Below are 20056 nucleotides of genomic sequence, written 5' to 3'. Positions count from 1 at the left end.
TACCTCACATAAATGATTGATGCCGCACAATAATAGCGCTGCGCTCTTGCCAAATATTGCCGTAAATCTCACGGCGGGAGCGGCGGCGGTAGGGATGATGTAAGACCAGGTGATCGCCAATAACTACCTCTGATTGCTCTGAAGTCAATTGACCATCATCACCAAGATAGATAAGCGCATGATTGACATGGGCGGTTGGTTGCACGCGGCATAGAATCACATCATGACGCTGCAAATTATCGACTTGGACAAAGCCTTGTGAGGCAAAGTTATTCACGTAAAGGTCTGCGTTGGCAGCGTCTTCCCACCATCGGTCAGTCCGCTCAAAGTTATCTATCTCAATATCCAGCTCACGGGCATAGTAATCACGCACGATACTAAAGCAGTCGAGTACACCGTGAATGTATTCGCGGTTAATCAGCGGGACGGTGTACGGTTTGGATTTATGGACTTTGATGTCAATTTCAGGATAACTGACAATCACCCAGGGCAATTCATGGAGTGGCATTTGCAGCTTATCAAAGGTGCTGGGCTTGGTACTGCCATCAGGGTGGCTGTGGACAATCGCTTCAATTTTGCCCAGCTTTTCAGCGCGGACAATGTCACGCGGACTGATGACAAACTCATTGTCACTGTCAGCAATATTTTCGCACTCGATATACGCGCGATTGACAATAACGCCGCAAGACTCACGCGGATAGCAAGCAGCCGCGTGATTGAGTATCGCGGCGCCTGTGGCTTTTAAAATATACATATCGACCCCTTAGCGGCCAAGCATGGATGCGGATGGAAAGCCGCCAAATGGCAGTGGTTCGAACTCACCAAAACGCAGCTTACAATCGCTTAAGCAGCCACCGCATTTATCCAGTGCAGGATTGTCTGTTGGTGTGCCGTCTTCTGTAAACATCGCCGTGCCGGTATAACCGCAGGATTCACCGCGATACTTACCTTTGACCGCCCAATCACAATATTTGGTAATGGTGCGACTGGGTATCATCTTGCGCTGGGCGGTGAGCGGCGTTGATAACTCAAACGCCACTGAGCTGTCTTGCTCACTCAGGGATTCATGCGTTTTCTGGTTGATGGTCCAGTACTGGTCAGTGTATTGCTGGCTGTCCGCCGATGGATTGCCCACGGTAAAGTTTGCCGCATCAAGATGTTTGGCCAATACACGGATGACGCGCAATTCCGCACCGACAAAGTCACTGTAAAACGCACACATGGCAGTGACGGCACCATTAATACCATCAATATTATTAGCAATAACCAATGTGGGCGTAGATGGACTGCCATCACCTCGTATCTCTAAGCCATCGGTTTGAATGGCGACTGGCTTATATTCTCGACCCGCCCAGATAATATCGCGGCGGATGATGTCTTTTGTGCCGGTTGGGTCAGTGTGCCGCGTCATATCGGTATAGCGTGATTTATCTGTATAGCGGTAGATAAACTCCCAGTCCTCATGTGACATATGCCCATGCCACCGCATGACACCTGCGCCAAGTTTTGTGGCATCTAGCTCATAGAGTGTGACAAGACCCGTGACGCTGAGTTTTTGTAGGTCGGATGAGAGCATGACAGATCCTTATTTCGCTTCTAATATTTCGATGCGGGCTTCTAATGCTTTGATAATTTTATCTTGCTTAATAGCGATAGCATGACTCATTGCAAGCAGCGCGTTAATATTGATACCCTCAGCTTGGCGCTCAGCAAGCGGCTGCTCTGTTACGTTGCCGTCTGCATCCGTGACCATTTCTGTCTCACGCCACAGCGTAAACGCAGGGTCATACGCGCCCAGTTCTTCCGCGCTGAACGAGTAATAGTGATAAGCAGGATTGTCTGCCTCAGCCGTTGAGCGATATACAATAGGCTTTAACGCCATTGCATCTTCATATCGTGCATCGTCAAGCTCAAGCGGCGCAAAAATATCTTTGTAACGCTCAGATGATGTTGAGCGCTGTAATACGCCGTTAGATGCTACGACTACGTTAGCCCCTGATGCGGTTGTTGTCTTATATGTTAATTCGCTTGTGCTAACAGACTGCCATGCAGCATAAACTCCAGTGGATCTGTCTTTTACCCGATAGCACATGCCGAGCGCAGATGGGTAGGCATAAGCAAATTGCACTGAACCACCGCGTATTGAGCTGATGGTATCTATATGCCACGCGCCATTGTAGGGTAGATTGCCGTCTATCGCAGTGCCTGACACAACCACCCTAGAACCTATTGGGAGTGAGGACGTGTCGTAGCCCTCTGTATTTATTAACGTCATGTCAGCCGAGAACGCCGCTTTATATGTATGCTCAGCTAACGGTACTTGACCTGCTGCTGCGCCCAGCAATCGACTAGCCGCATTGGTTTGGTCACTAAAGTTATCTTTTACTTTCTTACGAAAAACATACTCGTTATCACCCGTTTGAGCGTTGCCGGTGCCTGGGTCTGGTATCTGTACTGCCATGGTTATCTCCTAAACACTCATAAACTGCTCAAAGTTGAGCGTGATTTGCCAGTAGTCGCCCTTGCGCTGCGGTATCGATACCCCAGCGCAGGTGTATTGTTTGGTGTTGCCGTGTGGGTCGGTCCATAAGAAAGGCTTGACGCCTGCATGTTCATCGATAAACGCTTCGATGGGTTTGATAACGGTATCAAGCGCGCCCGTCTTAGTGCCTGACCAGTTCTTAGTCGTGTTATTAATACCAATAGATGACAGCTGCGCATAGCCATCGCCAAACTGTGTTTTGTTCACGCGATACTGTTTGTCAGCAGTTGCGCCCATATCCATCTGCCACGGGAATGTTTTTATCATAGGTTTGCCCACAAAAAAGCCCACTGGGTAGTGGGCTTTTGGTTGATTGGTTGAAATTAGAGTGTAGGTAGTAGCTGAAAGTTGCCGTTAGTGTCCGCACGTATGCGATATCTTTTATCGTCACCTTTGTTTAGGGTGACTTCTACAGCGTCACTTACTGAAGGGCATAACCCGCCACGCGTATCAAATGACAAAATATGACGACCGCTTGGTACATTTAGCTTCACCGAGTCAGAAGGTTTAAGTTTTGCTACAACTTTATTGTCGATAGATAGTTTAGCAGCGCAAGCCGCGCCCACGATGCCGCTGTCGCGAGTGACTGTGATCAAGGCGCTATTAGCAGTTGCTGTGCCATACAAAGTCGGGCTCACAGTGCTAGTTGATGTAGCGACTTTAGTTGAGCAGCCGCTTAGTAAAGCGATAGTAATACTAGCGCCAATCAGTAATTTCATAATATCCTCAATATAGGCAAAATATTATAATACCGACTTTTGTTGCGGGCGTCTAACATTACCTTTTTGCATAGCGACGGTCTATCTCGCCATTTGGTCGCATCATTTTGCGAACTTCACTGACAACGACAGCTGCTATTCCTTGTCCGACTTGCTTACCGTATGCGCTGTTTGATTCAACAGATGAGTTGCCATCCATTGTGACAGCTACGTTGACGTTGACATTTGGAGCGCTAGATTGGCGCTCATAAGTGCCATTGCTCATCGCCTCAAGCTCTGGACGATATTTACGAGTAGTGGGTGCATCCATAACCTGTTCTCGGCCATGGACGAACCCAACAATTTGGTCTTCCGGTGCGTTCCCAGTGTAACCACCTGTTTGATAACCCGGTAACTCCAATGTCATCGACGATGCTGCGCTAATAATGCGTCCAAACTCAGCAGCGATGGTCGCAGCGCCTGCTATTTTTTGAGAGAGCGTAGCACCCTCAGCCATTGCATCGCCCCATGCTTCATACATATTCAAACCGGCAGATGCCATCACAAACGATTGCTGTGCGCCAAACATAATCTTGTAAGCGATATTTTGCTCACCAAGCATGGTTTTGAATGAGCCTGCGAGACTGGCAGCGGTTTGCTCAGCACTTGATAGCGTGAGTTGGGTTGATGCTGTCTCAAACTCAAGACGCGCGGCATATTTGGCTTGCTCAGCTTGCTCAACGGCCAGTACTTCAGCTTTGACGGCATCTTGGATAATATCAAGGCGTGCTTGATACTGTTGAGCGATTGCATAATTTGCGCCTGTACCGTTCATATCTGCTTGCTGGGCGTCAAATGGATCTCTGGCAGCAGTTTGCAGCTGATTGGTGTCATATATCTGAGCGCCGGCCATTGCGTTACGTAATGATGATTTTTGGCCGTCATCGATGTCCGTGCGTTGGTCGAGTTCTCGGCGCTGGTCAGCATAATCAGCTCGTAAAGCAGCCAAGTCTGATTGGCCAATACTGGTTAAGTCTCGCAGTTCGCGCTCAAACGCATAGCGACGTTCATCAAGTGCCAGTTGCTCAGCTTGGTTGAGTGCATCAATTTTAGCTTTGCGCAACTGCTCATCCATATTGATTGTTAATTGGATTTCGCGGCGTTCAAGCGCATACTGATTACGGATACGGTCTACATCAGTTTGCTCAGCTTGCTGAGCGTACTGCATCTCGCGATCATGAGTTAATTCAAGCTGATTAAGTTCGTATTGGGCCTTTTGTTTGATTAAAGCTAAAGCTTGATTACGGGCATCCTCTGTCAACTCAGTATCACGGATAACTTCAGTTGCTCGATACATTGCATTTTGAGCAATGATTTCGCGTTCAGACCTCGCAAAGTCACCAAAAGAAGCTAACTTTTTAGCCTGTGTGTCTTCGTAATTTGCGATGTCGATGGCGGCGCGTTGCTCAGCGTCTTTAACAAAAGCGATGCGTTCATCTTCATTAAAGCCACTGGAATTAATCTTTTCGATTTTGTCAGCAAGTTGCATCTCAATGCGCGTCGCTTGATTGGCATACTCTAAGCGAATAGCTTCACGTTGTTGAGCTTGCTGCTCAAGGATGCGTAATTGTTCAGCAGCTTGTCGTTCCATCAATGAGGTTTGTGCTGAGATGTTTCCAGCTATATTAACGCTACCGTCCAAGCCACCTTTCATGAATGCAAGATATGCATTCACTTTCTTGACGTAGTTTTGAGTCTCTTTGAATGGTGGGATTTTATTGCCATACTTAGCGACATTTCCTTCGCCAGCATTGTAACCTGCGAGTGCAAGATCAACAGAGCCGAACTTATTCATCAAGAAGCTAAGATATTTAGCAGCTGCTTCAGCAGATTTGCCAACGTTTGACTCTTGACCTCTTATGCCAAAGCGGTCAGCAGTGCCTGGCATAAACTGGAATGCGCCAGATGCACCAACTGGGCTACGAGCATTGGCATTACCACGTGATTCTTGCATACTCACAGCTGATAACAATCCAGTTGGTAGGCCGTATTGTTGCTCTAAGTTGCCATAACTAAACTGTTTTGCTTGGGCCAACACTTTGCTATTTACTGCTTGAGCCTGAATACTTTTCACAGTTGAATTCGCGGCTTTCTCAGCAGACTTGGCAGCGGCTTCAGCGGCTTCTTGTTGGGCTTGATACTGCTGACCTGTGATGCCAAGTGTGCGATTTAGATTAGCCTGTCGCTCGTTTAACTGCACAACTGAGCTAATTGTCTGACTTGCTGTACCGGTACCTAACTTATCTATACGGTTTAATTGATCAGCAGATTTTAGCCAGATGTTTGATATATCACCTGGAATCTCTGCAAAGATTTGGGCAGCAGATCGATTGTTTTCTAAGAAGTTTTGGCCCATCTGAAAAAATGCGAACGGGCTATCCCAGTCAACGCCATTGCCTAACTGCGCTACACCAGCAGCAAAGCCGCCAATTGCTGTGCCAATAGTTTCAAATACAGTGACAGCACCTACACCAATTTTTGAGACAGACTTTAGCATCTGACCAAAATTATGTCCTGCAATACGTGCGGCATCAGCAGCATCGGCAGTACCGACTAGCTCACCAGCCGCATCTGACAATACAGGAATAAAACCAGCAACAAACTGGGTTTTAGCGCCATCTACAGACAGCTCTAATAGATCAACTGTTGCTTGTAACTCTTTAGTCGCCCTTATAGTTTCTGCATCCATAACAGCACCGGCGTTTGCAGCAGCATCTGCCCAAACGTCAAACCCTGCGCCGCCATCGGCTAGTAGTGGTATTAAGGTTGTTGCGTCACTAGCCATCGCTTCCATATAAAAAGTCATCTCATTTTGACTGAGATTGGCGCGTTCTAGGTTGTCATAGTATAGCTGTAGTGCTTGTGGTCCTGATAGTTCTCTGAATTGCTCAGCAGTGACACCGATTTGCGGTGCGATGTTTTCAAAAAAGTCGGCCATACCGCCGCCGCCACTTGATAAAAAGTCACCTATCTTGTCTGACGTGTCTTGAAATATTGCGCCTAGTGCATCTTGTTCGATACCCATTTTTTTAGCGCCGACAGTATAGCGCTGAATTTCTTTGATAGATGAATTGGCGACATTGGCAGTATGTTGTAATTCATTTGCCAGTGTGACTTGCTCTACGACAAGAGCAGTGGTCGCTGCGGCTGCGGCACCAATGGAGGCACTAACAGCAGGGCCCATTTTATTCGCGTATTCACGCATATCACTGAATGCGATTTTAGTTTGCGATCGGACATCGGCGATAGATTGATTAAAACTGGCAGAGTTGGCAGCCAAAATGATTTCAAGACGGGATAAGACTGCCATTTTATATCTCCATTAAAAAAGCCCCATCATTTCTGATAGGGCAATTATTCAGCAAGATCAAACATTGCTGCCATCTGAGCGGTTTGTCGCTCTAATTTGGCGATTTGTGCCGCCCGTTCTCGACGTTCTATTTCATCCGGTGGCAGGGGGTCAGGATTGAAAGCAAGTATCTCAGACAGACTACCTTTATAACCGGCAGCGACTGCTTCGAGCCTTGCTGTCTGTACGTCACTACGATAGCCACCCCACGGGTCAAAGCTATAATAAGCCATCCATTCAACCAGCTCATCGTTTGATAGCTTGGCTGATAGCTCAGCTACTGTCATGCCAAGCTGCAAAGCAAGTTTAAATAAGAAGCGCCGGTTGGGACGGCTTAAGAGTTTTTTGTAGCGGCCTCAATTTTTTCGGGACCAATATTGTTGAGTTCATTGTATTTCAAATGCACTGGTACCGTAATATAAGCTGGCCATTTGCTAATTTCTGGAATCTGTTCGTCAGTAAATAAGCGTTCACCTTTATCATCTACGACAGCATAAGCAAACGTAACGGCGCGCTGTGGGTATTGCTTAAGTTCGCTGTCAGAGTAGTATGCTTTCTTTTCAAACTCTTCACGTTCAGCGACGGTATGGATTTTGACATTGATATCACCATCCAAATGAGGATGGGGCATAGTAATATAGCCAGATGGTAGTTCAGCGACGCTGGCAGTGATAAGGGCAGCAGTTAGTTTTTTTGACATTTTATTATCCTAAGTTTTCAATAGTTGATGAGAGTGAAGCCAACAGCGCTGTCAGCTTCATTTATCGATGTTTATACAGTAGTAGTGGTGATATTTGAGACGGTTAATGAGCCTTTCATACGCAATTTTTGCTCTTTATTAGTAACCTCTTCCCACTTCATAAGTTGTGCAGTAAAGTTCTTTGTACGGTTAAGCTTGACAAACTCGTACTCAAAAGCTGCATAACTGTTGTCTTCCCACATTTCATCAAGCTTTTGGTGAGTGGGGTCAGTAGGGTCATAGACGATTTCAAAGTCAATCTGTGAGTTTTTCTTAAAGTCTACAACGACAGTAACTTCTTCTTGATCATCTGTCGCGGTGATTGTATCGCTGGTTTTCTCAGATGTTGGAGGTGCGCATTCTAGCAAAAGTGGAATTTTGGTAAATGCGGTGCCATCACCTGTCAAATCCATGTTTAATCGGTAAAAACTATCAACGATGTTTTCTTTAGCCATAACGGTGGTCCTTGTGATTGATTAAAAAATAGTGCCCCAGATGCGGATATCAGCAGTCTGTCGGTACAGGTCGGGGTCAGGGAATGGGCCACGGCCACCAAAAGCCGCGCCTTCTATCTCATCGCTTATTTTCTTTAGTGCGAGCTTCATAGTGTCGTCGGCTTCACCATAAGTAGGTGCGTACACGTCGATTTGGATAGGCACACGCTCGTGTCCAGTGTGCCCCTCGTTGGTAGTAACATCGATAGAAGTTATTGGTGTATAAACAATGTAAGGCTTGCCCTTTACTGTCTCGGCGGCGGCTTCTGGAACTTTTAATGGGTAAACGCGGCCGTCGACCAAAGGGTTTAGCACTGATCTGATGAGTTTGGATGCGTCCATGTTTATCGCTCATATCATTAGTCTTGAGTCAGTTTATCGATGCGTTTGGCTAGCTCTTCGCTAAATAGCTGTATAGCAAGCTCAACATTCTGTTCAAATGCTGGTCGTAAGTAAGGAGTTGCTACCATTTTGCTAGTTCCGTGCTCTTTAAAGTACCAATAGAATGGGTAAGGGTTTTTACGGCTCTTTTTGACAAGCACAGCAACCGATGGCATATCGGCTTTTTTAATACGTTGCCGTCCAATCGCTTTTTTAAGATCGCCTTCATCTTTGGGTGCGCGTTTTTTTGCGTCCTTCATGATGGGCAGCGCGGCTTTCATCAAAGCGCCTTCGAGCGTTTTTTTCTGCGCGGACAGAGTTAATTCTGCCAAAGCATCGTCTAACTCGTTTAACCCACGTACTTCAAACTCAACGTTCATTAAATCGTTAGACATGAGATACCTTACATATAATGATTTTCTTGTTGTCAGTAGGGACGGGCATTACCGTGATTAGCTCGTAAATCTGGCCATCATTAAGATTTTTTATTTGGTCTGTCTGGTTAATATCTGTCTGCAAATCCACATGTAATTTGGCAGTGATCGTCATACCCTCTGTGTGTGCCTGAATAACAGCATTTGCAGATAAGGGTAGCCACTCGCAAAATGTTTGAGAGACTTGAGCGAAGGTGGATATTACAGCGCCGTAGTCATCTTGAGTCGTAGTCGCTCTTAATATGCCGATGGGTGTATTTAGTTTGCCTCGACTGATCTTTACCATGTCATACTCCCATCTTGCGATATTTATTCAGCAGCCTGTCGAGCGCGTGGTTCATATGCAGCTGCTCAGTTTGCTGCGCTTCACGGTTTTGGTACAAATCACCGATGACAAGTAGAGCCGCGTGTCTTAATGATTCTGACAATTGGCCAGATGGTGTTAAGCAGATATCGTCTGTTAGCTCACGATCTAGCTCATCTGCAATCAATTGAAATGATGTAGGGATAAGCCCCGCAATATACGTATCATCTATCTCATGTGTGACACGCAGGTGCGATTTGGCTTGTTCAAGCGTGATAGATGCAGTGATCATAGATGATGCCTATATTGAGTTAGGGTAAAAAATACCGCTGGCAGACGTGCTACCAGCAGCTAGGAGAAGCGTTTCAAATAATAATTATCTAACCTTATGGTCCGACGTTAACTAGGTCGCCTGTCACAGCGGCATCAGGCATGACAACACCAAAAGCAGCACGCATCTCAGCGCGGATAGTTACCAAGTTTTTGCGGAAGTTGTCGCCATCCTCAGTAGATAATTCAACGGTGGCGTCTTGGCGAATATAGCCTTCAGTTGCCATTGTGATATTTCCTGACCAAAATTTTCCGACTGGCATAGCTGGTGACTGCATAACTTTGAGCCCCCATAGGATCGGCTGTACCGCAGAGCCTGGCGAACCAAAGATATAATGACCGTCGTCGCCCTTAACCTGCTCGATGGCTGCCCAGTCTTGCGGATTTAGAATGACGGTCTCAGGTGGCAAAAAGTTAGCGTAGGCTTTTGCTTTAGCAGTACTGATAGTGTCGATAGCGTTGTCATTGGCGACAATAGTCAAGCTATTACCAGCTTTCATCAAGCCTTTAAAGCTTTTGGTATCACCGTTGATGACCAAGTATTCAAGTTTTAAGCGCAAGCCGTAAGACATACGACCTTCGATATACGCAGCCAGTGCAGGAGCGTCGGCTAGCACCTGGTTACTGACACGTATCCAGTGCGCGATAACATCAATTTCTAATGAATCAGGACCAAACTCAAGCGTTGATTCAGGCTTTAGTTCGCCCTCAGCGACGATATCTGCCATAAAATCAACAGCGCTTTCGCGGACATAAGGGATAAGAGGTACAGTAGTTGGTATCCAATTAATCATATTAACGATGGTCAGCGGGTTTTCAGTAGCTCCGACCATTTTTGAATCGTTGATATCACCTGCGGTATTGATACTACCTAGCATTACTGTGTTACGGGTTGAGACGCCATCAATTTGCACTTTACCGCGAGACTGCTTGATTGCTTTGATCTCTTGCGATAAGCCTTCATTGCGAGAGAGTAGGCCGCCGATGCTATTGGCATCAAGGTCACCGTCTTGTACGCCGCGTACCATCTTTTGTTCAAACTCTTCAAAGCGGGCTGATAGCTCGGTGACGCTCTCAGCACTTTTTTGTAGCTCAGTAATAGCATCGCGAGTTTCTTTGTCATCTTTGTTTTCAGAAAGTAGCTTTTGCTTCTCTTCGATAAGATTGTCGAGTGTGGCCAAGCGGGCTTTAAGCTGACCAGCGAGCTTTTCATATTCATCTTTAGACGTGCCACCAGCGTCACGGGTCATAACACCCATGCCAGACATAGCACCAGCGATTGCAGCAGTTTTAAAATCACGCATAATATTTTCCTTTAGGCAAAAAAATAGCTACCGATTGGTAGCATTGTTTAGGGTTTGATTGGTGTTAAAAGAGATGGTTTATTTGTCTAAAAACGCAAAAGGATCTTTAACTTCAGTAATATCACCAGCGCTGGTGCCCATGATACTGTCGAGTTTGGATATAAAGTGGCGCGCATCGGCTTGATCAAGCCCTAGCTTGGTCAGCATATCGCAGGCATCGCGTTCATCAGCTAAGTTGTTAATGGTTTCTGCTTGGCGGTTGATGCGAGCACTGCGGTCACTTGGCTCATCAACGACACTGATTTCAAATAAATCTGCGCGTTTGATCAGAATATGACCGTCTTGCTCTTCATAATCCATTTCAGTTGGGTTATAAAAACAAATGGATAAGCCATCAACCGTGAGGTGACGCATCATTGCAGCAACAGCAGTGGCCAGCGGTAAACCTTGAGTGAGTTCGCCTTTGACACGTAAGCCGATATCATCCTCTTCAAACTCTACCCATCGACCAACACGCATAGCGGCGTTGGTGTCAAACATGTTGCGCCAACCGTGGTTGTAATACATATGCACGGTTTTTTCGCGATTGTTGAACGCGCTAATCATATCGGCGAACGCACCACGGGCGAATTTCTCGCCATGCAAGTTGATGCTATCCCACTTAACCGCATAGCCTTCAAATGTATAAGTAGCAGCGCCGTCTTTATCAGGTTCGGCAAAGCGTATTTTAGTATCGATGACTGGAATGCGGCGTGTACTGACAGAGTGCAGTAGCTCACTGCGACCATCGCGACAGTGCAGCGTTTGCAGTGAGTGTTTATTCATTGCTGGTATCCTTTGATTGGTCTAGTGAAGATTGTTTAGCGACAACATTAAGAGGCGCAAAGCCCAGCTGCATATAGAGTTCGTCGCCACCTTCTTGTGGCTTCCATCCTTCAGCGCGGCGTACCTCGTTGGGCGTTCGCTGTCCAGATGTGATCTCAGTGTTATACATCTCGACACGTTCTTTGCGACTTGATCGCAAAATAGCGTCCGCATCAATTTCAAACTGGTAGTTGTCCCAGTCTTTACGTGGAATCAGTGTTGTCAGCATTGATAATTCAAGGCGCTCAAGGTAGGGCCGCAAGTTAAATTTGTGAAACGCTTCAATGATTGCTGAGATGCCGCTGCCCCAGTTGCTAGATTGCGTGCTGTCATTAATTAAAATACTAGGTACACCGAACATACGCGCAATCTCTTCTAAGCTAAATCTGCGTGTGGCCAATAATTCAATGTCGCTGGGCGTTAAACTAATGGCTTCAAACTTCATATCGAGTGGCAGTACCGGCATAAAAGTTTCATCACCGCTAACTAAGTCACCTAATTCCTTTCGCAGTGTGTTGCGTTGCTCCTCATTGGGATTGCCTTTGGTCATTATTGCACCAGTTGGCTTCGCTCCATTGCGCATGAGTGAGGTTACTTTATCGTCTGAGGCATCTGCCACAGCGACGGCTTTGGCAGCGTGTTGCAGCGGTGAGAGTCCTTTTATACCGTTGCCAAATAGCTTTACATGCCAAATATCAGATTCTTTAAAATCACGGCTGAAAGCTGATGTGACCTGGTGGCGGTAAGTAAGAACATCATCTTTCAAAATAACCGTCATATTCGATGAGTTGATAATATCTAGACTCAGAATACGAGAGTTCTTATCACCTACGCGTGTAATTCTGACGTATGCATTGCCATCACTGACCAAGTTGAGCATCAGTTGTTCCATAAACTCAATGCGGTTTTGACGTTTATTGGGTTTATATCTCAGCAGTTTCATGACGTCATGATCAGCTTTGGTGTCTAAATAACCATCTTTGTCTTTGGTATATAAATCAATAGGCATACTAGCAATAGTTTCAGCAAGCAATCTGATCGATGCAAAGACCGCCGTGACGGTCATTGCGGTATCAAAGGTGACTGGTTTTGCTGTTTTAGTGACAGTACGAGTAGCGTTTTGATTGCCGTCCACGGGGTCACGCGGCGCGTAACCAAACCATGCGGCGACGGTTTGTATGAGTGCCATGTTATCCCCTGAAGCTTACAAAGTCGTTTAAGTAGTCACCAAGCTGTGTCTCAAAATCTTGGCTCGGCAAGTCGCCTGTTTCGTCGTAGTACTGTGCGCGATTGGTCGCGATGATTGAAGCAACAGCGCCGTCAATTTTGCTAGCGTCTGATTCCTTACGAGGGAAAACATTGTCATTGGCGTCTTTTTTGACAGTGACGTTGCCCATACACCAACGCAATATGGGATTACCGTCGTTGAGTACACGCTTTGCAGGTAACAGCGCACCAATATGTTTCATTGGTTCGCTCAAATAAGCGACGCGCTGTGGCACTTCGACCATATTGAGACCTTGCTCATTTAGACGCATAGCTAAATATGTGGCATTAAAAGGGTCATAACCTGTTTCTTGCATATCGTAATTTGCAGCATCATCAACAATATCGCGCTCAATGCGCTCAAAGTCTGTAATATTGCCATCGGTAACAGTTAGCCAGCCTTGGCGTTCCCATTCAATAAAGCGTTTTTGATTGGGATTGTTAGGGTTGTCGAGCTGTGCACGGTTGATATAAAAATTTGCAAACAAGTAATAATATGATTCGCCATCTATCTTTTTGACAAATAATTTAACGCGCGATGCCAAATCAACTTTGGATGCCAGATCAAGACCACCAAAGCATGGGTAGTTTTTAAACTGTTCGGGTTTCAATGTTTTGTCGGTAGCATCGTCCCAGTCTTGCATGTTGAGCCAACCGCTGCGAGCAGCAACCCAAACGCATAAATGCTTGGTTAAAAAGTCAGCTTGAGCATCAGGACTAACAGCAGCGCGTTGATATTCAGCTTCGAGCGCGGCTTTATAAACCGAAACACCGTAGTTGGGGTTTGCTTTGCGCCAACTCTTAGGGTCACGCCAATCATCAGCATCGTCTATCGTATAGATAATGCCAAAGTAACGGTCATGTGATTCAAGCCCAGATAAAACCTTGGCGACCAAAGTGCGTTGCTCGTAGCAAACACCGTCTAAAATAAAACCGGCTGTAGTGATAGCGAATAGAAGCGGCTGCTCACGCGAGCCCATGCCCGTAGCCATGACTTCATAAGTATCATTTGATTTGTGCGCGTGAAGCTCATCAATGACAGCACCATGTACATGTTTGCCATCAAGGTTGCCGCCATAGTCACGACTAAGCGGTTTAAATGCTGAGTCAGTACCAATAGAGCTGACAGCATGGGCCGTTACTTCTATACCCATTGATTTTTGCATGTCAGGGCGTTTGCGTACCATGCCTTGTGCAACTTCAAAAACAATACGCGCTTGGTCGCGAGTAGTTGCAGCTGAGTAAACTTCAGCCCCCATTTCCCCATCCGCAAAGCAAAGATAAAGTCCAATGCCAGCAGCTAATGTTGACTTAGCATTTTTACGCGGTACTTCAACATAGGCATAGCGATAGCGGCGTTTACCGTCAAAATCTACCCAGCCAAATAAGTTGGCGACGATGAATATTTGCCAAGGTTCAAGTAATATTAGTTCACGTTTTTTTGCGAGTTCGCCTTTGACGTGAGGTAGTAGCTCTATAAAACGGCAAGCCTTTGCAGCAAGCTGACTGTTAAACTCGAACTCAAAACCTGATTCATTGTCAGCGCGTTTGAGATCGGTCAGGTGGCGTTGGCACGCTTGACGCACATAGATGCACGCATCGATAGTGCCATCGACTACATCTGTTGCGTATTGCGTCGCGATATTAGCGTAGGCAATAGCATCGGACATAGTGTTTTAACCTTGTTTATTAAACTCTCCAAACTCATCGTCGCCAAATAAACTGCCTTGAGTCACATCGACTTTGATACTGGAGCGTGCAGCAGGAGATAGACCAAATTCGCGGCCCAATGATATAAGCTGTTTTTGTAATGTGTTGCGGATACTGACCAGAGCTGTTTGTACTTTGAACCCGTTTGGTGTTGTACCAATCCAGGTATCAACATCTTCGAGCTTGGCGCATACATCGCCATAACGCGCTGACGTCTCGGCATACGCACCAAACAAGTCACCATCGATAACGGATAGCAATCCGAGTGCGACTAGCTGCGGTGCAATTTTGTCCCACTGCTTGCGCGATTTGGCATCTAACCAGTCGGGGCAGGGTGGTACGGCTATTTGGGGTTGTGCAGCATTGCTGGCAGCCTCACGGTCACTACGGACACGGCTACCTTGCAACACTTTGAGCTGCGTCGGTTTACGTGGACGAGACATAGTGTCACCTGAGAATAGTTATTGTTTGGTGGGGTATACCCCCTACAGAGTTTTGACCATGCGAAGATTCTCTTGGGGGCGGTGGTCGTGGAGGGCAATCGTGTTTACTTTTTACCCCACCCTGCCTTGAGCTGGGCGACATCATAATCAGATAATTTATTATCGATTGTCGTTGTTTTGATTGAGTGACATGAGTAGCAGAGAGGCTGCCAGTTTGTCTGATCCCAAAATAGTTCCTGGTCGCCGCGATGGGGTGTGATGTGATCGACTACATCAGCGCCTTTGATGATATTTTGCAACATGCAATTTCTGCATAATGGTTCGTCAGCTAAAAATAATTCACGCGCTGAACGCCACCTGGTATCGTATCCGCGCTGGGCAGATGATGGTCTGTTATCTATACGTTTGAGCTTGGCAGGTTCTGCTTGCTTGATTTGCTTTGCTTTTTGATGCTTAGGTTTTGGCTTGTGCATCTTGCAAACGCCGTTAGCACCAGCACTCGCGTTGCAACCTGAATGGCTACAAAGTGTCGTTGGCATCATTGGCATAAAGATTGTCCAATAAAAAAGCCCGCTGCGGGGCAATGGGCTTTCTTATGATGTTTGTTTTTTGATTAGGCAGGAACTTCGAATATGAGAAATACTAGGCGAATCTGTCCCATTATTCAAGTAGCCTCTGAATAGCCAACCACTTGTAATTGTATCTTAGCCCTTGCTGCTGCTGCGTTTTGGGCTATATCATTTAGTATAAAATTAATATAATCAGACATCTGATGTCGTGACCATGTTTGTTTTGGGATGGAGGAAAATGCTGCGCGTTCGCTATCGTTCCAAGCATAACCAATCGTTTCGTTGATTGGATACTGACACTCAGCTAATGCAGTACAGACTATCTTATTAATATATTTTTTCGGTGCGGCTTTATCCAACAATTTGGTTGAGTAGGTATCTGTCAGTCTTGCTTGGATGGTTGAATCAAAGCCATCGTTTAAATAATGATAACAGTCAGACTCTATATCATTTAGGCTTGCATAAGCTTCCGCAGCTGCTCTTAAATATTCTTCTCTCATGGTCATTCCTCTAATTTTATTATCCGACAGCAACTACTTATTGTTGTCGGTTATCCTGTCGGACAGTTAAACCCTTTAGTTATATAGCTTTTCTATTACTTCCGACATATCCGACATGTCCGACATCAATATTATTTGTGTACGTGCGCCTGCATGTATAATATTGGTCGGTTGCTGTCGGATCTGTCGAGCGTATGCTGTGTATGGGCTTGTTGCTGTCGGACGTGCTGTCGGACGTGCTGTCGGTGTTGTCGGATACATTAGCGGATTTCCTTATCAACGGCGCGGCCAAGCGCTTGGTTGAATGAGATTGCCTCATTCTGCACGACTTCGACTGCATTGTCAGCCCCTTTATCAAATAATATTTGCGCTTCTTTCGTTATCCAGAGACGAGTTGTTTTGCGCCTAGATGATGGGGTAGGGAAGCAGATATCTTTGCGGCCATCATGCATATACCTATCGACCTCAGCATTGAAATCACGGTCACGCTTGGCAAACTCATTACGCTCGTTGCACCAACGTCGATATGCTTTGAATAGCTGTGATTTAATACAGCACCCATAGGGCATATTAGTTTCACCATCTCTGATATCACCAGCTGCCCACTCGTTGTAGAAAAGCACAGGACTGGGTAAGCTTGCATCAATAAGCTTTTGTTTGTCTTGGTTGAGCGGTGGCTTGCTGTGAGCGTCAAACTCACCCATATCTATCGCCATCAGATAATGGTAAAACGCAGCAATACCATGATTATTAATCTCATCAAACAGTTCATCAAAGTAACCTTGTGGCGGTACGTCATCAACTCTTATAACAAAGTATCGTCTGTCGCCTAGATCTAGCTCAAGTGGTATTGTTGAGTTAGAGAGGAATACAAAGTTTGCATGGTTTGACTCTTCATGGCTTGGTAGCATCTTCTCATTAATCAACAACTTTTTACCTGTTACAAGATGCTTTAGTTGGCCTTTAAAATGGTTACGCTCACTACGGCTTACAACTTCTTCACATAGAGCAAACAAGGTTTTAGATAACCAACTATTAAATTGAGACTCAAGTTGCTGTTGGCCAATCGTGCGATGATGACCGCTATCGCCTTCGCCATATATGCGAGTCATAATTTTCTCAAATAAGATGGACTTACCAGGGCCTTCATTGCCGTACATAACCACAGCCGTGTCCATCTTTGCGCCTAGATTCTGCAATGGATAAGCAAGCCAACGTAGCAGCCATGTATACTCATCTTCTCTATATCCGCATAGTCTCTGAATATGAGCCAGTATCTTTTCGCAGTGACTCGCATCATAGTAAGGCTGATCAGGTAAACCTTTGAATAAGTTGATCGTGTTGGACGGTAGATTGCCTGAAGGCTCAAACACTAAGTCCATGACGGTCTTACGGTCGCTGGCTTCTTGCCATAATTTAAACATCTCATTGTTACCAACGGCATGTCTAAGATGGCCTATACGCATACGCTTTTCGTTGAGGTTGTCCCATACAGTATCAGTACCGTAGACCAAGTATACGTGCTCAACCAACGCATCAAATGTCCAACGACCAAAACCCTCTGAAATATTTGTCTGATGTTTAGGTTTGTTTTGCACTAAATTTTGCGGGGCGTGGGGTTGTTTTTTCTTAAGCCATGCATTGATAGGGTCGCCGATTAGCTCAGTGTAAAAGCCATCAGTAAAGCCAAGCGCGCCAAGTGCGTCAACGGTTGTATTTATTTCAGTAACCCAGTCTGCATTGTACTCGGACTTGCCCAGCCATTCGCGAAAGTCATCATGTACTGGTAAAGCGATGGCACGGCCTTTGTACGCTTCGATTGCATACTTAAGATTGCTGCGCTCAAAATAAACGACATACAATGCAGGGTGCTTGGCTTCTTGCATGATGCCAAACACTTCGCCAATCGATCGACACAGTATCACAGGTGCATTAGGCGTCTTATCGCCAAATGTAGCAAACCCACGTGGATAACCTGTAGGGGTGTAGATGACTGGTGAAGCAAAAGGATCGAATGCATAGTCATCACCAGGTAAATGAGCTAAATCACTGACATTACCCGTTGAGTCGTGCAGTTGGATGACAACATAACCGTCAAGGTCAATGTTACGCTGACCGATTTGTACAGTGTGACCGGCTGGAACCATACGCAAGCGACCGTCTTCCCATTTATGATGATCATATAAAATATGATCAGATGGTAGTACTTGGCATTCGTTCCAAAACTGGCTAAGTTCGTCCCGCTGTTGTTGCGTGAGTGCTTTCTTCTTAGCCATTATTTCTCTCCATGTTACGTCTTGCTTTTTCTACTATCGTTTGTATCTGACGCTGCAAAGCCTGAGCGTCACGTTGGATTTCAGCAAATTCATCAGGCTCAATGATCTTGTCTGCATAAGCATCAAGAGACGTACTGTTCAAGTCTGCAAATTTTTGACCGAGCAAGGCAATATCGGTCATTTCATCGCTTTGGTCAGCATCACTGGGCAGCAAAAACCACGCCGCATTGCCGTGTGCGCAGCAGATAGCATCCATGATTAGCGGTGACTGAGTCGCACTAAGGACTTGTTCGATCAGCATGGGTGATAGTGTGTGACACGTGCGTTTTGGATTAACCTGCAAAACTGCTGTGTTGTAAGTCAGACCAAATGTCTCACAGATACCGCCAAGTGTGCCGCGTGGCTTCATCGCAGCTTGATAGACTGCTGCTTCGAGATCTATTACGCAGTTTTCAGCACGCTCAGCTGCTGTATATTTTTTCTTCGACATATTAATCTCGCTATTGTCGTGTGATTATTTCAGCAGTGTTGCTATGCTAGTTCTTGTTGATTACTTGGATCGTTAGCAGGTTCTGGAGTTGGAAATATATCTGGGCGTAGTTCGTGGCATGGAACGCCAGTTGCCAAACTAATCTTTGCCACATACTTAGCAGATGCCTTTTTATCCCTAGATACCATGACACCTACATTTGATGATGTGCGTTCAAGACCAATTTTTACTGATAACTCTGCTTGTCCACCTGCACGTTTGATTGCTTTTTCTAAAGCTATTAGTGTCGGTGGTTTAAGATCGATGGCTGTCATAAAAATTACCTTTGTCTTTATAAGTTAGCGACATAATTACATTTGTAAGTCGTATTGTCAATTACTTTTGTAAGTAGCACATCATTTCATTTGTAATTACTATGTTCTAAATTGTAGGAGGTATATATGGAAACGGGACTAGAGAAATTAGATACGCTGGCTAAGCGTGTGAAGTTTGTGCGACAAGAAAAAAAGCTTACTCAAGCTCAATTGGGTGAGTTGATAGGAGCTGATCCATCAGTGATAGGTAATTTAGAGCGGCGTAACGGTAAAAGTAGTAGCTACACTGAAGCATTAGCGAAAGCTCTGGGTGTTAACTTGTCATGGTTGATGTCAGGTTCGGGTAATAAATATAACGATAAAATACAAGAGATTGAGGATGCTCAAGTCGAACAACCTGAGTACGTTGTGATTGGTGGTAAGACTGATTATAAGCTAGTCAACGTACCTTATAGGGACTTAAAGGCTAGTTGCGGCGGCGGCTACGTCAATCTAGAACACCCTGAACAGAAAGGGATGATTGCATTTACAGTTGAGTTTTTGCGGGAGAATGATCTACCAATTGACGGCAAAGGGTTGCTATTAATGCATGCGTGCGGTGACAGCATGGGCTACACAATACCTCATGGCACACTCATGTTAGTCAATACCAACGAAAGTGAATATGATAATTTCATCAGCAATAAAATTTATGTCTTCAATGCTGACGGTGAGTCAATATGTAAGAGAGCATTCAAAAACCTAGACGGTACAGTAACCTTGGTTTCTGACAATACTGATAAGAGTAGATATCCAGACCAGATCATTGATAAAGATAAATTCTATGAGTTTAAGCTAGAGGCACGAGTAAGACATACCTTTACTAAGCATTGAGCTGCCCATCTACAAAGATTTACAGAAAAACATCAGATAAGAATAGGTAGATTGTAATTATAAAAAATACTTATTTCTATTAAAAGTTACAAAAGTAATTGACAGAACGAATTACA

24 protein-coding genes are annotated in these 20056 nt (G+C 45.4%); 1 reads left to right on the top strand and 23 read right to left on the bottom strand.

Going from position 1 to position 20056, the window contains the following annotated elements; genetic code table 11:
- Positions 1-4: 4 nt before the first annotated feature.
- The 23 genes from AS194_RS01410 to AS194_RS01295 all read right to left on the bottom strand — a co-directional run bounded on the left by AS194_RS01410 (position 5) and on the right by AS194_RS01295 (position 19067).
- Positions 5-754 (bottom strand): C40 family peptidase, encoded by a 750-nt coding sequence (locus AS194_RS01410; RefSeq protein ID WP_058023707.1) that lies wholly within the window; start codon positions 752-754, stop codon positions 5-7.
- Between the two features lie 9 nt (positions 755-763).
- Positions 764-1576, bottom strand: a complete 813-nt coding sequence (locus AS194_RS01405; protein ID WP_058023706.1) for a phage minor tail protein L — start codon at positions 1574-1576, stop codon at positions 764-766.
- Positions 1577-1585: 9 nt separating this feature from the next.
- Positions 1586-2461 (bottom strand): hypothetical protein, encoded by an 876-nt coding sequence (locus AS194_RS01400; RefSeq protein WP_058023705.1) that lies wholly within the window; start codon positions 2459-2461, stop codon positions 1586-1588.
- A 9-nt stretch (positions 2462-2470) separates the two neighbouring features.
- Entirely contained in the window at positions 2471-2809 is a 339-nt protein-coding gene (locus tag AS194_RS01395) for a phage tail protein (protein ID WP_083499561.1), read from the bottom strand.
- A 56-nt stretch (positions 2810-2865) separates the two neighbouring features.
- Entirely contained in the window at positions 2866-3261 is a 396-nt protein-coding gene (locus AS194_RS01390) for a hypothetical protein (RefSeq protein ID WP_058023704.1), read from the bottom strand.
- Positions 3262-3319: 58 nt separating this feature from the next.
- On the bottom strand, positions 3320-6610 hold the full coding sequence (locus AS194_RS01385) for a transglycosylase SLT domain-containing protein (protein ID WP_058023703.1): 3291 nt from the start codon (positions 6608-6610) through the stop codon (positions 3320-3322).
- Between the two features lie 44 nt (positions 6611-6654).
- The gene (locus AS194_RS01380; RefSeq protein WP_058023702.1) at positions 6655-6936 is read right to left on the bottom strand and encodes a hypothetical protein; all 282 of its coding nucleotides are present in this window, start codon (positions 6934-6936) and stop codon (positions 6655-6657) included.
- 47 nt (positions 6937-6983) lie between these two features.
- Positions 6984-7349, bottom strand: a complete 366-nt coding sequence (locus AS194_RS01375) for a hypothetical protein (protein WP_058023701.1) — start codon at positions 7347-7349, stop codon at positions 6984-6986.
- A gap of 71 nt (positions 7350-7420) precedes the next feature.
- A complete protein-coding gene (locus AS194_RS01370) occupies positions 7421-7843 on the bottom strand; it encodes a hypothetical protein (RefSeq protein ID WP_058023700.1) in 423 nt (140 codons plus the stop codon).
- Between the two features lie 21 nt (positions 7844-7864).
- A complete protein-coding gene (locus AS194_RS01365) occupies positions 7865-8224 on the bottom strand; it encodes a tail completion protein gp17 (RefSeq protein WP_058023699.1) in 360 nt (119 codons plus the stop codon).
- Between the two features lie 17 nt (positions 8225-8241).
- Positions 8242-8658 carry an HK97-gp10 family putative phage morphogenesis protein gene (locus tag AS194_RS01360; protein ID WP_058023698.1) on the bottom strand — a complete coding sequence of 139 codons (417 nt, stop codon included), beginning with the start codon at positions 8656-8658 and terminating at the stop codon, positions 8242-8244.
- Positions 8651-8983 carry a phage head closure protein gene (locus AS194_RS01355; RefSeq protein WP_058023697.1) on the bottom strand — a complete coding sequence of 111 codons (333 nt, stop codon included), beginning with the start codon at positions 8981-8983 and terminating at the stop codon, positions 8651-8653. The genes AS194_RS01360 and AS194_RS01355 overlap by 8 nt, the downstream gene beginning before the upstream one ends.
- A 1-nt stretch (position 8984) precedes the next feature.
- Entirely contained in the window at positions 8985-9293 is a 309-nt protein-coding gene (locus AS194_RS01350; RefSeq protein WP_058023696.1) for a head-tail connector protein, read from the bottom strand.
- Positions 9294-9387: 94 nt separating this feature from the next.
- The gene (locus tag AS194_RS01345) at positions 9388-10635 is read right to left on the bottom strand and encodes a phage major capsid protein (protein ID WP_058023695.1); all 1248 of its coding nucleotides are present in this window, start codon (positions 10633-10635) and stop codon (positions 9388-9390) included.
- A gap of 78 nt (positions 10636-10713) precedes the next feature.
- On the bottom strand, positions 10714-11460 hold the full coding sequence (locus AS194_RS01340; protein ID WP_083499560.1) for an HK97 family phage prohead protease: 747 nt from the start codon (positions 11458-11460) through the stop codon (positions 10714-10716).
- Positions 11453-12688, bottom strand: a complete 1236-nt coding sequence (locus tag AS194_RS01335) for a phage portal protein (RefSeq protein ID WP_058023694.1) — start codon at positions 12686-12688, stop codon at positions 11453-11455. The genes AS194_RS01340 and AS194_RS01335 overlap by 8 nt, the downstream gene beginning before the upstream one ends.
- A gap of 1 nt (position 12689) precedes the next feature.
- Complete coding sequence (locus tag AS194_RS01330) at positions 12690-14435, bottom strand: terminase large subunit (RefSeq protein WP_058023693.1); 1746 nt, start codon at positions 14433-14435, stop codon at positions 12690-12692.
- A gap of 6 nt (positions 14436-14441) precedes the next feature.
- Positions 14442-14918, bottom strand: coding sequence for a phage terminase small subunit P27 family (locus AS194_RS01325; RefSeq protein ID WP_058023692.1), 477 nt, complete (start codon positions 14916-14918; stop codon positions 14442-14444).
- A gap of 104 nt (positions 14919-15022) precedes the next feature.
- Entirely contained in the window at positions 15023-15466 is a 444-nt protein-coding gene (locus tag AS194_RS01320; protein ID WP_058023691.1) for an HNH endonuclease, read from the bottom strand.
- Between the two features lie 116 nt (positions 15467-15582).
- Complete coding sequence (locus tag AS194_RS01315) at positions 15583-15987, bottom strand: hypothetical protein (RefSeq protein ID WP_058023690.1); 405 nt, start codon at positions 15985-15987, stop codon at positions 15583-15585.
- Between the two features lie 260 nt (positions 15988-16247).
- Positions 16248-18263, bottom strand: a complete 2016-nt coding sequence (locus AS194_RS01305; RefSeq protein WP_058023688.1) for a primase-helicase family protein — start codon at positions 18261-18263, stop codon at positions 16248-16250.
- Positions 18256-18753: a phage regulatory CII family protein gene (locus AS194_RS01300; RefSeq protein ID WP_058023687.1), complete on the bottom strand. Its 498-nt coding sequence runs from the start codon at positions 18751-18753 to the stop codon at positions 18256-18258. Before AS194_RS01300 ends, AS194_RS01305 begins: the two co-directional genes overlap by 8 nt.
- A gap of 41 nt (positions 18754-18794) precedes the next feature.
- Positions 18795-19067, bottom strand: coding sequence for a transcriptional regulator (locus tag AS194_RS01295; protein ID WP_058023686.1), 273 nt, complete (start codon positions 19065-19067; stop codon positions 18795-18797).
- A 126-nt stretch (positions 19068-19193) separates the two neighbouring features.
- Here AS194_RS01295 and AS194_RS01290 point away from each other — a divergent pair, with 126 nt between their 5' ends.
- Positions 19194-19940 carry an XRE family transcriptional regulator gene (locus tag AS194_RS01290; protein ID WP_058023685.1) on the top strand — a complete coding sequence of 249 codons (747 nt, stop codon included), beginning with the start codon at positions 19194-19196 and terminating at the stop codon, positions 19938-19940.
- The last annotated feature ends 116 nt before the right edge of the window (positions 19941-20056 follow it).

The sequence above is a fragment of the Psychrobacter piscatorii genome, from assembly GCF_001444505.1.
Classification (GTDB): Bacteria; Pseudomonadota; Gammaproteobacteria; order Pseudomonadales; family Moraxellaceae; genus Psychrobacter; species Psychrobacter piscatorii_B.
This window is presented reverse-complemented; position numbering and strand designations above follow the sequence as displayed.